General features: G+C 57.9%; 9 protein-coding genes and 1 pseudogene. 2 read left to right on the top strand and 8 right to left on the bottom strand.

Annotation, left to right across the window (positions count from 1 at the left end; translation table 11 throughout):
* Window positions 1-263: 263 nt before the first annotated feature.
* A complete protein-coding gene (locus BN874_RS08025; protein WP_034431966.1) occupies window positions 264-1,313 on the bottom strand; it encodes a hypothetical protein in 1,050 nt (349 codons plus the stop codon).
* Between the two features lie 177 nt (window positions 1,314-1,490).
* On the opposite strand from BN874_RS08025, the gene BN874_RS08020 reads away from it, so the two are divergent.
* The gene (locus BN874_RS08020) at window positions 1,491-2,576 is read left to right on the top strand and encodes a hypothetical protein (RefSeq protein WP_034431965.1); all 1,086 of its coding nucleotides are present in this window, start codon (window positions 1,491-1,493) and stop codon (window positions 2,574-2,576) included.
* Window positions 2,577-2,791: 215 nt separating this feature from the next.
* Here the strand turns inward: BN874_RS08020 and BN874_RS08015 are convergent, their stop codons facing one another.
* The 6 genes from BN874_RS08015 to parA form a co-directional block, all read right to left on the bottom strand.
* Entirely contained in the window at window positions 2,792-3,217 is a 426-nt protein-coding gene (locus BN874_RS08015) for a type II toxin-antitoxin system HicB family antitoxin (RefSeq protein ID WP_034431964.1), read from the bottom strand.
* Between the two features lie 6 nt (window positions 3,218-3,223).
* Window positions 3,224-3,403 carry a type II toxin-antitoxin system HicA family toxin gene (locus BN874_RS08010; protein ID WP_034431963.1) on the bottom strand — a complete coding sequence of 60 codons (180 nt, stop codon included), beginning with the start codon at window positions 3,401-3,403 and terminating at the stop codon, window positions 3,224-3,226.
* Window positions 3,400-7,785 (bottom strand): Eco57I restriction-modification methylase domain-containing protein, encoded by a 4,386-nt coding sequence (locus BN874_RS08005; protein ID WP_195912138.1) that lies wholly within the window; start codon window positions 7,783-7,785, stop codon window positions 3,400-3,402. The genes BN874_RS08010 and BN874_RS08005 overlap by 4 nt, the downstream gene beginning before the upstream one ends.
* A 1-nt stretch (window position 7,786) precedes the next feature.
* Window positions 7,787-11,014, bottom strand: coding sequence for a helicase-related protein (locus BN874_RS08000; protein ID WP_034431962.1), 3,228 nt, complete (start codon window positions 11,012-11,014; stop codon window positions 7,787-7,789).
* 934 nt (window positions 11,015-11,948) lie between these two features.
* A complete protein-coding gene (locus tag BN874_RS07990) occupies window positions 11,949-12,809 on the bottom strand; it encodes a ParB/RepB/Spo0J family partition protein (protein WP_195912137.1) in 861 nt (286 codons plus the stop codon).
* A 70-nt stretch (window positions 12,810-12,879) separates the two neighbouring features.
* Entirely contained in the window at window positions 12,880-13,539 is a 660-nt protein-coding gene (gene parA, locus BN874_RS07985) for a ParA family partition ATPase (protein WP_034431959.1), read from the bottom strand.
* A gap of 665 nt (window positions 13,540-14,204) precedes the next feature.
* On the opposite strand from parA, the gene BN874_RS07980 reads away from it, so the two are divergent.
* Window positions 14,205-14,438, top strand: a complete 234-nt coding sequence (locus BN874_RS07980; RefSeq protein WP_051497581.1) for a WGR domain-containing protein — start codon at window positions 14,205-14,207, stop codon at window positions 14,436-14,438.
* A gap of 305 nt (window positions 14,439-14,743) precedes the next feature.
* On the opposite strand, the pseudogene BN874_RS25040 reads toward BN874_RS07980, so the two are convergent.
* Window positions 14,744-15,375: pseudogene (locus tag BN874_RS25040) on the bottom strand (hypothetical protein); the annotation flags it as partial.

The following is a 15,375-nucleotide window of genomic DNA, read 5'->3' as shown; positions in this document are numbered from 1 at the left end:
CAAACACCTTCTATAATACATTGATTAAATTGAGCTTTTCAAGAGACCGGGAACTGCTGGGGTTTTAACCTTACATATCGAAATAAACTGATTATTCCGACCAATATTTTCCCAGCCATCTCTAATAAAAAAGTGATTAAATCGGCTGGGCGATGAACATCAGCAGAGGGATTTGCCGCCATGAGTTTCTCCAATGGGTGTCTTTGAATTTTTTGCCGATGGTTGTCGCGCTAATCGCTCATCAGGGGAATTTTCTGTCTGAGTCAAGATGGCTTCCGAGTACAGTGGTGCTGCTTGGGTTTCGGTACCCACCAAGGACCGGAGTTGTCCACCGTGGAAGCAGTCCAGTCTTGTTGCATCAGACGGATCGATAACGCCCGGGCGCGTTGGGCAGCGGCGAAATAGAGATTCGGTAACAAGCCGGGGCTATGGGTGAGGTTCGGAAAGAAGCTGACAAAGTGCAGGAGATTTCGCTGGTAGCAATAGCTGCCCAGTCCATAACCGAACGGCCTTTCGGCCAATTCCACTGCATTCAGGGCCAGTGCCAGGCGAATCCCTTCGTCATTGCTCAGGTGGCCGACCGGGAAGGATTGCAGCACGAACAGGCCATTGCCATAGGCAGGATGCGGTTGATCGGCCATCGCCTGAAACAGTGAGGTTTGGTCGCCATACGGAAACTCGACCGTGAACCCGTTATCCTCGCCGGTCGCGAGCAGCGCGGGCGGTTGTTGCAGATAACGCTCCAGCGTGTCGGCAAACTCGGCGTCCTGCCACCGACTGGGTTGACAACCCAGCGGAGCAAGGAGCCGGGGGACGACCTCGGCCATCTCGTCGGGTTCCGGACGCTGACCCCGCTGCGGGGGACCGCTGGCGGCAATTTCGGCCTGGAGTAAGGTCGCCAGTTCCGGACTCAGGCGGCGGGTTTCGTTAATCTGCAACAGCGCGGCGATGCTCAGGAGGCGGGGCATCCATCGGCGGGTGTCCTCATGGATCGCCATCAGCGAAGACAGACTCAACGTGCGGGTCGTCGGGTCATAGACCGGACCGGTCAGACTGGCGAACGCCATCAGCCGACTGTTGAGGGCGCTGGCCGCCAGATCGTCCAGCACCAGTTCCCGAAGTAGCTCGGTACGCACCGCCACCAGGACGCCAACCTCGTCATCTGGACCGCCAACCTCGCCAAGGAGGTCGATGTGCTGGGCGTGCGGGTCAGCCCACCAGGTGAATCCGGTTGGAGTATGGATCGACCATTCCGCATCGACCTTGAGTAAATCCCGGTACAGTTCCTCAAGTACGTCATCACCGACCTTCATGGGCAAGCGCTCCTCTGCAAAGACCTGGACCACCACCGTGCGAGTTGGGCGCGGCAGGAAGTCAGGCGACGGTCAGAGGATAAGTCGGTCGCGGTGGAGCAATGAAAATTCCCCTACTTTTTTTCGTTGGCGGGGCTTGACGGGCCGTGCATCTTTACCGCACGCACACCGGCGCAGATGCTGGTGCTGGCCTATCTGGTGGAGGACCTGGAGGACGAACGATTGCAGCGCTTCCTCGTGGTCACGACGGCAGAAAATACCATTAAGGAACTGAAAGAAGGCAGCACAACCGTCCATGAAGCGTTGTTGCGTGGGTCGATGTGGTTGGTTGACGTGGATATGACCGACGCCAGGCCGCGACGAGCCTTCGGCATCCAACCGGCGCAACTGCCTCCGGATGCGTTGCCCGAATCGGGAACGATGCTCTTACCGCAGCTTGAACCCGCACTCCGAGTCAAGTTGAAGGGCGATCAAATCCGGGCTGGCTCGGTGCCGGCTGCCGCGCTGGGGTCGGTGGCTGATATCGCCCAGACCGCGCTGAAGCCGATCTTCGAGTGGCTGGCGCGCGATCAGCGGGCGGACAATAGCGGACGGCTGCCTGAATGGTTACGGGCCTTGTATGGGTTATCACTGCAGCGACTTGGTTACGGTAGCCTTGATTTGTCATTTCATGCCCCCCGTACCCCGGATGAAACGCAAGCGGTTTTACCATTAGGCGATGGTGAGTTGAGTAGCCGCCAAGCACTGCGCACGCACGGCTGGAGTTTGCTGAAGGCCGGTCTCGACTGGGCGGTCTCTCCGACCGAAGATTTCAAGCACGCCGGTGAAGAATCGCTGGCGATCCTGGAGGCCCTGCGCCGTCTGGCGCCCGCTTCAACGGGGCCAGTCACCACGGTAGAAGTCTCAGGCACTATGCTGGGCTATCTGCGTCAACCCTACCGATTGACTCGGGCTTCCTCAAAAAAGATCCGCACTGCACTGACCGAGTTGAAGCAACAGCACGCTGTCCAGCTACGCCTGTTTGAGGGGCGTATCCGCAACCTGGATCTGGATCTGCTCACCCTGATCTTGCGCGACGATCCCGGTGAGTTGGGAGATATTCAACTCGTTCTCGAAGATGGAAGCTTCTATGAAGCGGCGCGCGAGGCGCACTATCACGAACTGGGAGTGAAGATCGCGGCGCGTAGCACCGATGGGAAGACCTGGATAATTGTTGATTTGGAGTTTATCCCCGGCCAATTGATCAGCCTCGATGAAACGTAACTGTCCCTTGTCGGCGTAGCCCAGATTTCAGTCACCGACAACGGCGATGGGGTGCAACGGCATGGGGAGCCTTCCGGTGATTTCATATTTTCGCGGGAATTGCGAAATAGCAACCTTTTGTTATCGAGAGATTTTTATAGGTATTAGCTGCATATCTTCCGGTTTTAGCAGTGAGTTATGAAATTTTTTGCGGGCGTTGAATCCCGTCTTATGGGCTAGACAGACAAGGTGACATTGACCCGGCGCCCCAAAGCCCGGGCGGCGGCTTCAATTTGATCAAGGCGGGAGGCGTGTTTCAGATTGAATAGCCGATCCACTTGTGGCAAGTGCCAGCCCAGTCGCCGCGCCAGTTCAGCTTTGCGAACCCCTTGCGCGGTCATTTCCGCGTACAACGCCAGCTTGGCGCTTTCCAACGTCGAAGGACGCACGACCGGTCGCCCGGCGGCTTCGGAGGGAACCGGGAGTGGACGGCGGTCATCAATGTAGAACGAGAACGCAGTTTCCAACGCATCGACCGCCCGCATAAGCGCTTCGTCTTCATCCTCGCCTTGGGTGATCGCTTCGGGGACATCGGGAAATGTCACGATGAAGCCGCCTTCCTCAGCAGCCTCCAGATGTACCGGGTAATCCAGGTTGATCATGTTTGCTTACTCCTTCAGTCCAAGCTGTTTCTTGATGCTTTCCTGCGTACCTTTCTTGAGTTCGCCAGAACTCATCGGTAAGACCGACTGGCGGCCATTCAGGAAGACTTTGAGGTGTCCGCCCTTCCCAGGTTGAAAGGTCGCGCCTTGTTGAGCCAGCCAGCGTTTGAATTGATGGGGGTTCATCGACTTCTCCGATATTTCGCCCCCCGACGCTGCCCTTCGAGAATCGCCTTGCCGTCATCGATCAGACGTTGCAGGTAGGGGCGCACGGCAGCGGCATCGAGGCCGGTAAGTTCCTGGGCGTCGGCGGATGCAATGACCTCGCGTTCATCCAGCAGCAGGGTGATGAGTTGATAGGTTTCGTCATCCCAGGCGACAGCACGGGGGCGACGGGGCGCAGGGGGTTCCTCTGGACGAGCCGCATTCTCAAACAGGGGGCCAAAATCGGGCTGGAGCAACGCTCCCTGTCCCTTGCGATCAAAGAACGGCCCCTCGGTGGGCGCTTCTTCGTCCGTGGGTAACGGCAAGTTAATGACCGGTTGCGGCAGCGCCTCATTCAGCGGGATGTCCCAGTAGGGATCGCGCTGGCGGGTGAAGGCGGTCAGCCCGTTCTGCTGCAATTCGTCAAAGGCGTTCAGACACCGCGCGGGCGCGGCGGGATAACTGCGGTGGCTGAAACTGGCGAGAATGTGTTGATACTGCTCGCGATTCAGGCCGTAGGCTTGGGCAACGACGGCATCCATCGCGGCCCGCACGATCCAGCGCTCGTCATCGGTAGCCAGCACCGGCCAGGTGGGCGGGAACGTCGATTCCCACCAGGTATCGCCCAGTTGTTCCTGCCAGAGCGGGGCATAGCCGGTGTGATTGCAGGCCAGGCGGAGGGCGGAGTGGGCGAGGAAATGGGCAGCCGTTTCAGAAATCGGGGGAACGGGACAGCCGTTTAGAATGAATAGATTGACATTAGCGGATGTTCTTTGCCGCAGCGCCCAATCGAATCCAAAGGTATTGGCCAGCGCCATTACCAATAACGCCTTTACATTAGGGCGTTGGTCGGGCTGTCGTTCACAGGGAGCAGAATTTCCAAAAATGACGCCACCAGGCAAAAGTGCAAAAATGGCTGTCCGTTCGTTGGTTGAGCTTGCTATCGCTCGAAAAGCCAGTCTGTAATAGCTTGCTGCCTTTATCCAATCCAGCTTGTCCGCAATTTTTTTCAGACTAACGAGGTAGCGGGGGCGATCTTCCCAATGATCCGTGTACTGATGAAAAGTTTTGCCTTCATGGAGTGTGAGATAGCCTTGTAATCTTATTGTATCAGCAATATCAATATTCCGTGAATCTTCCCCATTAAAAAATACTGTATCTATTTGAATAAAACGGTGAGCATCATCAGTCATATGGCATTCCCTGCCTAACATTATATTGTTTTTTATAAATAAATCGGCTATTAAAGTAGTATTATTATAAAAAAGTTTCAGTAATTCAACATCAATAGTTTGTCTAAGTTCAGGAAAACTCCAATAACTGCCGCCAGTTATTCTGATAAAATCTTTAGTATAAATTAACGGTAATTTTTCATTAAATAGCCATTCCAAATTATGCAAATAGAAAGCGCACTGAAACTCCTGTGTACCTTGTAAACTTCGCTGTGCTACCACAGTAGCAAACTTAAAGCTAGAGTGAATGTTAAAAAGCTTTCGGCGATTTTCAAAGGAATAGCAACATTCTACTTTATTTTCTCGAAGATATAATTCTCGTATCCCTGTAGCACTTTGATTGGCGTGGAATGCCGATGGTAATATCCAGCCGATTCTTCCATTCATACGTAGTAATTCCATTCCTCGCTCGGCAAAGACTTGCCATAAATTCATTACTGCGCCACTTGGCTGACCACTAGCTTGTCGGTTCACCCGGCTGTAGCAATTTTCAAATAACCGCTTCAGACTATCAAACTGGTCCAGATATTTTGTATAGCGGTCTTTAATCAGTGTGTTCTGCAATAAGGTTTTTTCAATAGCAGCGCGTTCTCGGCGGGTCGGTGCATCCAGAATCCGTAAATCGAAGGCGGCGAAAAATTCTTTGGCCAGCGGCTGAACAGCATCCCACGGCGGATTTCCCAACACCACATCAAAGCCGCCGGTCCGCTCCAGCGTCCCATCGGGATAAAACACTTCCGGGAACGTCAAATCGTAAGCCACGCTCTCCCGACCCAGCGCACTCAACTCCTCCAGAGCCGGATAAGCCGCCCGCACTTCCGCCTCATCGCCACCACCCACCACGACCGTTTTCAACAACTCCAGCCAGGCCAGATTGTGTTCCCCCGCGCCGCGCATGGCCGTCCCGCTCCACGCCGCCGCCAGCGTTTTGAAGGGCTGGAGCGCCGCATCCAACCGCCGCTTCGCCGCCTGCTTCTGCTGAATCTCCCCATATTCCCGGCCCAGCGTCGCCTCCAAATCCTGCACCTGCGCCAGCGCCGCCGTCAGTCCCGCCTTCAACGCCCCGGCCAATTCCGTTTGCAGCAAGTCCGCCAACGGCTCGCCATCGACCGGATAGGTCAGCAGATGATCGGCGAACGGCCCAGTCAGCGAATCGCCGCACAGCAAGCGATGATCGAGAAAAGTCAGCGGCAAGCCCTCGGCGTAGGACTCCAGCCACAACGCCAGCTTCGCCAGTTCCACAGCCAGCGGGTTCTTGTCCACCCCGTACAGGCAATGCACCGCGACCAACCGCCGACATAACGCCTCAGCCTTGCGTTGCGCCGGGCCGGCGCTCTGACCCTCGGGAACCCGGCTCGGCAAATACGCCATCACTTCCTGATCGGGGTCAGGCAACGCCGTCAACCGCGCCTGCCAAGCGGCGGCTGCTTGCCGTAACGTCGCCTGCTGAACCGGATCAGCGCACGCTTCTGCCGCCGCTTCCGCCTCTGCCATCCGATGATCGCAAGCCTGACAGGCGGCATACAGCGCCTGACCCAGATACCGGCACGCTTCCACCAGAAAATGCCCGCTGCCCATCGCCGGATCGAGGACCTTGATCGACAACAACGCCACCGGTTGCGGGTCTTCCGCCGGACTGCGGGCCGCAATCAGCGGATCGAGCATTTCTTGCACCAGAAAGCGCACAAAAGGATGCGGGGTGTAATACGATCCGCTGGCCTTGCGCCCCAACCCCACCCGCAGAAAAAACCGCCCGGACGGAATCGCCTCAATCCACTGCACAGCGGTTTTCTTCCCCCGCCCGGTCTCGGCCTCCTCATCGCCGTCCTCAGCATCGGCGTCCTCCTCAGCGTCCACGTCCGGCGTCGGCGCCACCGGCCGATAGCGTTCCCCCTGGGCCAAGGGCGCGACCACTTCCAGCTTGGCGCGCCGCAACCGGCACATCGGTTCAGCGGCAATCCCCGGCTCCAACTCCAGCAGCGCCTCATACACCCGCCCCAAATCCTCCACATCGAGCGTCCCGTAATGCACCCGCTCCCGTTCAGCGCGGCCATCAGCCGGCGTCCACAGCAGGCAGTCCAACAGATGAGCGACCGCCCGTTCCCCCCACTGGCACTGATCCAGCAGCGGCGTGGACTGCTCGCCGAACAGCACCCCACCCAGGCGGGTGATAGTCAATTCCGTGCTTTCCAGCCCCACGCTGAACAGCCGAAACAGCGCCCGCAAGCCATCTTCCAGAAAGCGGCCACTATCCGCCCCCTGATCCAGCACCCGCCGACAGCATCCGGCCAGAGCGGTACTGGGCGAGTAGGTATTGCGCCACAGGCTGGTGCTGGCAAAACTGAACGCCCGAGCCGGATCGGGGCTGGCTTCGCATTTGAGGATGAACAACAGCCGGCAAATCAGCACCAGCCCTTCATGCCACAACGCCCGCGCCAGCTGGCGCAACTTGCGGGTCACGGTGGTTTGCGCCAGCCGCGCCTGCTCGATCAGCTCCGGCAGTAACGCGATCCCGGACGGTGACGCCAGCGCTCGCAACAACCGGAAGGAATCGGGAACGGTCCGCGCCGCCCGCCAGCCGCCCGCGCGGTCGAGCCGAATCAGCAAGTAGCTGTCCCGCCCGGCTGGATCACTCAACAGCAGGCGTAGTTCTTCGCCGTCGGTCAACAGACCGACGCGCTCACGCTGGGTCAGCAACACCCGCCATGCCACCTGACTCGGACTGAAGCGGAACACCCGGCCTCGCCGATTGGGCGCATCCAGATCGATCCCGGCTTCCACCGTCCACACTCGCAAGGCGGCTTGGTCGTCAGCCGCGCGCAAGCGATAGCCGCCCTCTTCTTCACCCTCCCGAGTCACCACCGGCTCCGCCCGCTGACCGTCGGCATAACCCAACACGGTCAATAACGGTTCGATGACATGGGAAAACACTCGCCGCTCGCCGCCCTGTTCGCCCAAGGCCCGCAACTTGCGCCGGTAAACCTCCCATTGCGCCGTCAGCGTTCGGCCCGCCTCGCCGGTCAGCGCCGGCAACATCTCGGCCCGGCGCAAGCGTTCTTCCAACTGATACTTGACGAAGGTCTCCGGCAGCGCCGGCCCGAAAAACGTGCAATCGCGCAGGTTCAGGGCCATCTCAGTTTCCTTCGCCCGGAATCAGCATCAGCAACCCCAACAAAAACGGCGGGTGTACTGCATAACGGCGGCGGGCGGCGATGTCGGTCAAGCGCCGGTCGTACAACCGCAACACCCCATCCGCTTCCCGGCGGTGCGCTGGAGAATGATGCAGATCGGCGCTGAATGCCCGCAACCGCGCCACGGGATCGGTGGGCGCAGCCGTCGGCGGGGCAGAACCGTTAATAAACAGATCGGTTTGCCGTGCTTCAGGGATGCCGCACAACGCCGTCGTGCGTTGGGTCAGCCACTGCGCCAGTTCGTGCTGTTGGCTATCGAGCGCTGCGGTCAGCGTGTTCCCGAAATCCGCCACCAGCGCCTGAAAAGCGTGCGCCGCTGCCTCGGTCGCGGCGTCCTGCCGCGCCCAACCCCACGCGGCAAACCAGCGCTCCCAAACGTCTGCGGTAGGAATTGCCCGGTCGGGCGTCGTCAACGCTTCCCACGCGCCGGGTTCCAGAATCGCCTGCGGTTCCCCGGTCGCGTTCACCCGCACCGCCAGCACCCGCTCATATTCCCGGCCCACGCCGCTCTGCACGGTACAAAGAAACGTCCACAACAGCGCCGGCTCACCGGCGTCAATCCGCGCCGCGCTCACCCGCTGTTCTAATGCCCCCCGCGAACCGGCGAACTGGACATTGCGCACTCGTTCGATGGCTCGCTGCACCAGGGGATGCGCCCGCCCCAGAAACCCCAACGGGCGCTGTTGGCGATCACTGAACTGACGGGGATCGAGGGTGATGCGTAAGGTGCGGTGGTCTTCATCGTAACCATCGAGCGCCTGCAAGCCGTGGGTCCAATCCGGCGGCAACACCAGCGACCACACACCGTCGGCGTCCACGGTTCTCCGGCCACCCGCGCCCTCGACGGCCGTACACACGAACTCGTTGAGATCCACCGCTGCCAACTTTGCTCCCTGGATTTGAGCGGTCGTCGCCACTTCGGCCCAGCGGGTTTCGGCGTTCAAACCGCCCTCACCGAGCCAAACCGGGTTTTTCACGGTCTGCCGATACCCGCCCAAGGCGCGTTCCATCTCGGCCAGTAGTTCGCGATACGCCGGCTGATTCGGATCATCCTGTTCCGCTTCACTCAAGGTCTGTGGCGCGGGGATGCCCTGGAACAACTGCTGATCTTCGTTGGCCAAGCCTTCCAATAAGCGGACGGTGGCGCTATGCGTCTCTTGCGTGACCAGTCCCAAGGTATTCGGCATAAAGGTCAGGGTCTGGCGCTGGTTCTCGTACTTGGCCACCAGTCGCCACAACAGCCGCTCCTCAAAGGTGCCGCCCAGATAGAGGTAACGCACCCGGGGGATTTGAGTTTGCCCGTAACGGTCGATGCGTCCGTTGCGCTGCTCCAGACGGTTCGGGTTATAGGGCAACTCGACATGGATCAGATGATGACAATGCCGGTGCAGATTCAAACCTTCGGCGGTGGCGTCGGTGCTGACCAGAATGATGCGGTCCTCGACGCCAAACCGCTCGGTGATTTGGGTGCGAACGCGCTCTGGATCCATCCCGCTGATCGCCAGCACCTCGCCGGTCAGTTGCCCAGCAGTGCAAGTTCGCCGCAACCATTCCAGCACGGCAGTTTGACTGTCGGTGTATTCGGTATAAACGAGAATATTGGCCTGCGGTTCATCGGCGCGGATCGCCTGAATTTCGGCGATGAGTTGCGCCAACTTAGGGTCTTCGGCCTCGGCGATCTGCGCCAGACGCAATAGTTCCTGCAGGCCGTCCTGCAAGGTCTGTAACCGCGTCAAGTGATCGCGCTCGCGGCGCACGGTGCGTTGCAGGTCGTGCAGTGCGGATTCCAGCGCCTCCGGGTCGGCGGTGAACAGTTCCGCCGCAATATCTTCCGCCTCCAGAGCAGACTGATCCTGTTCTTCCTCATACGACAGCGCGCCATACCGCTCCAACCGGCGGCGGTAGTCCCGCAAGGTCTTCAAGCGCTGCCGACGTGACTCCTGCTGTTCCTGACCGGAGTGTTCCAGTTCAGCGTAGCGCCGAGCAATCACGTCGAGCGTATTTCGACACGCCTGCACCGTGGACACCGAACGCTTGAGCAGCGACACAAACGCCAGCACCTCGCCATAGCGCTTTTTCCGCACTGCTTGCCGCAGGCAGGGTGTCAGCACCGCCAGCAGCCCGGTTTGGAATGTTGCATAGTGGGGATGGGTCTGGCCATCCACGGCCACCCGGCGCGGCAGCACCTCGCGCTCATGGAACTGGATCTGATCACCGGCCAGCGCCGGGGTGAGATGACGCTTCAAACGACGGATGACATGCCGACGATAGGCATCTCCCCGCAGTGCGCCCCGGCCATCCACGAGACTGGGATCCAGCAATTCCATCAGCGAAGCAAAATGCGCGTCGTAGCCATCGTGCGGGGTTGCGGTCAGGAGCAGCAGGGCGTCAGCTTGGCGGGCCAGCACCTCCGCCAAGCGTCGCCGCTGCGAATCCTCTCGATCACCGGCGTTTCCCATCCCAATGCAGTGGTGCGCCTCGTCGATAACCACCACATCCCAACTGGCCCGCTCCAGGTCTTGCAATACCTTTTCCTGCTTGGCGAAATCGATGGACAGCAGGCACAACGCCACCGCATCAAACGGATTCGCGCCCAGCAGCAATTCCCGGCGCTTTTCCTCCAGCATCCCCCAGTCGGTGATCGCCTGAAAGCGCACGCCAAAGCGCCGGTGCATTTCTTCCCGCCACTGATTCAGCAGTGGGCCAGCAGGCGACACGATCAGAATCCGGTGGGCGCGCCGTCGCGCCAGCAACTCGGTCAACACCAACCCGGCCTGCACGGTTTTTCCCAAGCCCACGCCATCGGCCAGCAACAAGCGTGGGCGGCTCATCTGGATGGCCCGCATCACCGGCACCCACTGGTAGGGTGCTGGATCGAGTCGACCCGGTTGCACCGCCAGTAGCGCATCAGACCCCAACGCCTGTTCCAGCAAAAACGCCTGGTGGTATAACCGCCAAGCGCGCAACAAACCCGCTTTGGCCGGCTCCAGCGCCCGGCTCAAGGGTTCAATGGTCTCGAACGGTGACAGCAAATCCATTTCCTGACCCCGCAACGCGCCTTGTACGCAGCGCAGCCGGAAGCGCTGCTGCTCGCCGGCGGAATCACATTCGATGACTTCCCATTGCAGGCCGCGAGCGACGACGGGCGTACCGGGAAGGAGATTGTTCATGGAGTGAGTGATGGCGAGAGCCTTACGAGTTGTGAATTGCGTATTCCAGCATTCCCTGCCTGATTGTCACAGCACAAGGCGTTCATTATTGATCAATTCAGTAATTTTCGGATTCTCAACAGGATACATCCTAAACGGGACGATGCCGCGATCGCGACTGATTATTGCTACATGATACTGTCAATAACGGTGGGTTCGGATAGCGCGTTTGCAGCGGCTAGCCGTGCAACTAAAGGGCGTGAAAGCGCGTGATAGGGCAGGAACTGCGGTCTGGTTCATCTTGGCTCTTTCGGATCAGGTCGGAAACGCCGAATGTAAGCATTTTCCAGGCCACGGCTGCGCTAGATGCACCATTCATTGCCCATAAAAAGGTGGCTCAATATGGATTCCGGACTGTTGAAGACGGCTCGCTCCAAAGGGAGGTCAGGGGCTACACTGAGCGGGTTCTGAGCCGCTGCGACCGAAGGCTCTCCAACGACAGTGTCGGTGAAATCGGTCTACAACAAACTCAATGGTGTGGAGCCGAGCGCCTGTTCGGCGCTAGTGCGCACCAGCGCCGAACAGGTCGCAGCATTAATCACGGAGGTGGGTGGAGCACGTTCGGGGTTGTTGGCGGGGTACCGGGACAAGATTCTGGACGGGAACATCGCCTCGCTGAGACGTGCGGCTCAACGGCCACGCCATTGCTTGGTAAGGCGTTGGTGATGTTTGATCCCGCTCTGGACGTGATCACTGAGCGGGAGCCCAGTACCGATGCCTACCCCCAAGAACGGGCGTTGCGGCGGCGATGTTGGAACGGAGCCCACCCGGAGCAGTGTGGATCGCGGACCGCAATTTTTGCACGCGGGGATTTTTAACTTGTGGTTGACTCCATTTAGAAAAAACTCCTTGACCAGCCCTCTATTTGTTGCCACGTGGCAACAACACTCTATAGCTATAATTTTTCCAAATTAAAACCGATTTTCTGCAGGATACCAGTACATTCGTCGGCACTTGCAAAGCAAATCGTGATAAAACCTTCTCCTGTCTTGCGGGTTGTAAGCCGGACTGGCGTGGCAAGCCACGAGCCTATTAGAGATTCCAAATGTCGAAGATCAGGATCAAGGGGCACCTTAAGCGAGTTAGGTCGGGAAGATTCCCGTTGGATAGCTAGATCCGCCTTGCGCTGTTCAAGTTCCCGCACCGACCATCCTTTCGCAATTGCTTGTCTGGCTAAGCCAATTTGTTCTTCCGGCGCTAAAGTGAGCAACACTCTGGCATGGCCTGCATCCAACTGATTCGTCCTGAGCAGCATCTGTACTTCTTTGTGTAGCGACAACAAGCCCAGAGTCCTGCTGATCATCGACTTGGATATGCCTAATAGTCGGCCTAGTTGGTCTTGAGAAAGCTTGAATTCCTCTCGAAGTCGCTGCATGGCAGTTGCCGCCTCTAGAGGATTGAGATCCTGTCGCTGCAGATTCTCAACGAGTGCCATGGCGGCGGCAGTTTGGTCATCTACAGCATGAACGATCACCGCTACTTCAGCTAACCCTGCCAGCCGAGCCGCTCGCCAGCGTCGACCACCTGCTAGAATTTCAAAATGACCTTCCGGTTCTGGTAGTGGCCGGACGGCAATGGGTTCGATGAGTCCTAGTGCGCGGATACTGTCCGCAAGCCGGATTAGGTCGATATCTGGTTCATCCATAGCTTGCCGTGGCTGATAGCGGCCTTGCTTCAGATTGTCGATGGGTAGTACCCGAGGTTGCACAGCGAGGTCAGATACCGGCTGCTGGATGGATTGAATCAGTTCTTCCATCGACGCAGGACGATTTCGACCCATCGGTCGTGTCGCGGTTTCGGCCAGTGAGGGCTTCCTAGGCATAGATTTATCCTTCCAGCAAAGTCGAGATCAAAGTTTGCAACTCTTGCAAAATGGCTTTGATCTCACTGGTTGCGAGACCATTCGATTCTAGATCAAGGACGGTGCTACCGGTGCTCATGCATTCGGCATAGGCCACTCGTTGGGTGGTCCGTGCGGCCAAGATAGGCAGATTGAGCGCTTCGAGTGCGCTGTTGGCATCGTTTGCCAGACGAGTACCAACAATCTGTCGGCTTACCAAGAAAGCTGCCAGAGGCTTACCGTTGGTGATGGATTGTCGAGCTTTGATCAACTCGACCAGGTCCTCGGCCGCCCAGATATCTAGAGCTGAAGGTTGCACGGGGATGAGTACGAAATCAGCCGCTTTGATCGCCGAGATGGTCATATCCTGAAGTTTGGCAGCTCCGTCGATCAGGATTGTGTCAAACGCCCCCCGCAGTTTTTGGATACTGGTTTCCAGGACTGGTCGGTCAACACCGACTACTACAGGCATGTCATAGCCTTGGTTTTGGCTTGCTTGATACCAATCGCGGGCTGATCCCTGCGGATCGGAATCCACAATTAATACTCGTTGCCCCATTAACTGCAAAGCCCGCGCTAGATTTACTGCCACGGTAGTTTTCCCAACACCGCCTTTTTGGTTGGCCACTGCGATTACTTGGGTCATATTTTCCTTATGTGAATGAAAGTGCATGGTAGGCTTTAAGTGATACCCGTTTATGAAGATGTTACGGTAGCGGCAATCTTCGATCCTAGTTGAAAATCAAGATGATTGATCAATCTAAATTTTATGATGTCGCAAGCCAGCACTAGCTGCCTTCCAGATTATTAGTTCAACTAATTGATTATAAAAAACTAATTTTCAATGGTTCGGGCAGTTTTGGCTTTCAGCCTCGTGGACGGAAGGGGTATTGGTGCGTGAAACCCCTTGAAAAATAAAAGCTTCAAGCAACCGCCACAGATCAAGTAAAATCAACGAGTTATTTTATCGAACTCCGGTCAAACCCTGAGTTGAATTTCATGATGCCGATGAAGGCTAACTTGTTGATGGTGATCGCCAAAACTGTCCGAAGTAGTGTTAATCAGTTACTTTAGAAAGCCCGACAGGCCGTTAGATAACTATATGTTGCCACATGGCAACAATAACGGGGCGCGAGTTGAGTGGTGTACCCGCAGATGGGTAGAAAGACCGGCTTGCCGACTTGAAAACCTCAAGCGGGCGTAGCCGCAGTGAGCAGTGTTCGCTAAATCACTTTTAGTATAACTTAAAAGTTACATTTTAGTCAAAGGGTAACCTTTGGTATCTCTTGACGGTCGTTCAATGAGCAACCTATGAACCAAGGTATTCGACTGCGCTGGGAAAAACACACAGCGCGGGGCGTTCGCTATTACGAGGTCGATCTGCGCCAGGACCTGTGGGGCGGATGGCTGCTTACCCAAACCTGGGGTCGGCAGGGCACTCGGCTAGGCCCAGTCCGGTCGGTGTCGTGCAACTCCCGGGTGGAGGGTCTAGCGCGGGTAGCCACCCTCCTGAAGCGGCGGCAACATCACACTATGTCGTGGTAGTCTGAGCCTCTCCTCGTGATCAAGCCCACTAACCGTTCTTCTCGCCGCCGGTCGGTGGTGGAGCAATCCGGCGTTTTTTCCTGTACTCGACCTGCGGCATGGACTTGGCAGAGGCGGTATCGGTTTGATCGGGCTGGTGTTCGGATCGCGGGTTGGGAGAGGCGGGTGGCGGGCCGGATGTAGTTTTAAATTCAGCGGGAGCCTGTGGTCTGGGCTTGGGGAAAAGGGGTTGGCGGAAAGGCTTGGATCGCGGTTCGAGTACGATCACTTGGACCCGATTGCAAGGCGCTTTTAGCCCGAAATTTCTACTCAAGAGCCCAAGGGTTCTCCCAGTGCAAGCGTCCCTGATACGGCAGGCCCAGCGGCCCTTCCCACAGGCACACCGGCAATTTCAGTGCAGGGACCAGACGCGCCTGGGCTTCGCCCGGATCAGTGACGAAAATCGACCAGACGGCGTTGGAACCGTGCGGCAGCAACAAGCCTTGGCGGCCCATAAGATGGTAGATCACGCGGCGATTGGGGAACGCTTGCGCTTTAACCCAAGGCTGCTCCATCAACTGTTCAGCAAACTGACGCGCCGTCACCCAATACGCTTCTTCAGTCCGCCAGCCCGGTCCCCGTTGCCGGTTAAACAGCGGGTGACGAATCAGATCGTGCAAGACCTGGCGCACGGCTTGGCTCAATTCCGTGGGGTTCGACGATCTCTCATGAGTGTCGAACGGTTCGTCGTCCTTGAGCGGTGGAGCCTTCCCCTCGGGGGTTTCAGCCTCTGGCAGAGACGGCGGCGGCGGCGGCGTAGCGGTTGTGGAGGCCCGCGCCGCGTCCTGAAGGGAGACAGCCTGTTTTTTTCGAGGCGTGGCGTTCGGCGGCGCGGATGCCCTGGGTTCAACCACCGCTGCGGCGGGCGCTGCGGTCGTGGAGGCCGGCACAGCATCCG

The sequence above is a fragment of the Candidatus Contendobacter odensis Run_B_J11 genome, from assembly GCF_000531125.1.
GTDB classification, from domain to species: Bacteria; Pseudomonadota; Gammaproteobacteria; order Competibacterales; family Competibacteraceae; genus Contendibacter; species Contendibacter odensensis.
Note: the sequence above shows the minus strand (reverse complement) of the source record. Positions and strands in the feature narration are given on the sequence as shown.